The following is a 1,784-nucleotide window of genomic DNA, read 5'->3' on the forward strand; positions in this document are numbered from 1 at the left end:
GGGCAGGAGTGGGCGCCGATCAATGTTGTCCGTCTTGGCAGTACTCACACCATCCACAATGTTGATGGCTCGCTAGCCGCCGAGGAGATATGGTTTGAACCCAACTTCGCGGCGAAGAGTCCTTTTGCGTCGAGCAAGCCGGATATTTTCTGGCTTAATGCCAAATACATTCTTCAGCGAATCACCAAATCCATCTATTCCAGCACGTTGACAGATGCTTTGCTTCGGTATGTTCGAGCGTTTGATGATCGTGACCAGAATGCTGCTTTCTTGCGCTTATGGAGTGCGGTCGAATCACTGACTTCGCCCGACAGGGCAGACTACGATAAGGTGGTCAAGAGAGTTGCATTTCTCTACAAGGACCATGAGTACCATCGGCAAATACTTGAGCATCTCCGGGAATATCGCAATAAATCAGTTCATGCAGGAGATCAGAGCGACAAGGCAAAGACGCATTGTTTTCAACTTCAAATGTATTTTCGTGGTCTGATTAGGTTTCACCTGCGCAACGCTACTAGATTTCAATCTTTAGCGGACGCAAATGAATTTCTGGATCATTCGACTGATCCCCTCGAGCTACGCCGCAGAAGGGACTTGATCAATAGAGCTATAAGATTTGTTTCTTAGTGCGAATCAGCCTGACCCGCAAACCTTGCGGCCTGCCTATGTCAACGCGTCCGCCATTGTTGAAAGGACATTCACCGTGTGTTTACAAATTCCTGCGGAGCGGGCAGCATGAGCGCCGGCGCCGAATTTGTCCGCTATGTGCGTGAACTGCTGGTGCCGCTGGGAGATATCCGCGATGGAAAGTTTTTTGGCGGCCATGCGATGAAGCACGGTGGAAACCAGTTCGCCATGGTCATGGGCAATACCCTGTACTTCCGGGTGGACGACGTGTCGCGGCCGGCATATGAGAAGCACGGCTCCAAGCCCTTCAGCTACTCCACGAAGAACGGTGTGGTGCAGGTGCGCAAGTACTACGCCGCGCCTGCGGAGCTGCTCGATGACCCGGCACAGTTGCTGGAGTGGGCCCGGCAGGCGATCAGTGCTGCGGGTGGCTGATTTACGCCACACCGAAAAAGTGCAGGCTTAATTCTGGATTAAAGCGGCAGGCCCACGTAGTTTTCGGCCAGCGCCGTTGAAGCGGCCTGCGAGTGGATCAAATAGTCCAGCTCGGCCTCCTGGAGCTTTTGCCCGAAGCCGCCCGCATCGGGAAACTTGTGCATAAGCGAGGTGAACCACCAGGAGAAACGCACAGCCTTCCAGACGCGGCGAAGGCAGGTGTCTGAATAGCCGTTGATGCCGGCTTCGCTGCCGCCATAAAACTCTGCCAGTGCGCGAGCCAGGTACCGGACGTCGCTGGCCGCCAGGTTCAGACCCTTGGCGCCCGTGGGCGGCACGATGTGGGCCGCGTCGCCTGCGAGGAAGAGCCGGCCGAAGCGCATGGGCTCGGCCACAAAACTGCGCAACGGTGCAATGCTTTTCTCAATCGAGGGGCCGGTGACCAGGCTTTCAGCCATCTCGGGGGCGAGGCGGCGGCGCAGCTCGTCCCAGAAGGCGTCGTCGCTCCAGTTCTCGACCTTGTCGTCCAGAGAACATTGCACGTAATAGCGGCTGCGGGTGTGGCTGCGCATGCTGCAAAGGGCAAATCCGCGGGCATGGTTGCTGTAGACGAGTTCGTGGGAAACGGGCGGCGTCTCAGACAGCACACCCAGCCAGCCGAAAGGGTAGATGCGCTCAAAGGTCTGAAGCGCACTGGCCGGCACGCTGGCGCGGCTCACGCC

3 protein-coding genes are annotated in these 1,784 nt (G+C 56.9%); 2 read left to right on the forward strand and 1 reads right to left on the reverse strand.

The features are described from left to right. Both AC1D0Z_RS20840 and AC1D0Z_RS20845 read left to right on the forward strand, forming a co-directional pair. A partial coding sequence (locus tag AC1D0Z_RS20840; protein WP_477660069.1) for a hypothetical protein occupies positions 1–627 on the forward strand: 627 nt, incomplete at its 5' end. A 108-nt stretch (positions 628–735) separates the two neighbouring features. Continuing rightward, on the forward strand, positions 736–1,062 hold the full coding sequence (locus AC1D0Z_RS20845; RefSeq protein ID WP_477660070.1) for a TfoX/Sxy family protein: 327 nt from the start codon (positions 736–738) through the stop codon (positions 1,060–1,062). 38 nt (positions 1,063–1,100) lie between these two features. Here the strand turns inward: AC1D0Z_RS20845 and AC1D0Z_RS20850 are convergent. Then, on the reverse strand, positions 1,101–1,784 hold a 684-nt coding region (locus AC1D0Z_RS20850), incomplete at its 5' end, for a 4-hydroxybenzoate 3-monooxygenase (RefSeq protein ID WP_477660071.1).

Source organism: Polaromonas sp. P1_E3 (genome assembly GCF_056405935.1).

Excerpts from the sequence above, each read along its gene's own strand:
- AC1D0Z_RS20845 (WP_477660070.1), top strand. The coding sequence starts at position 736 with ATGAGCGCCGGCGCCGAATTTGTCCGCTATGTGCGTGAACTGCTGGTG.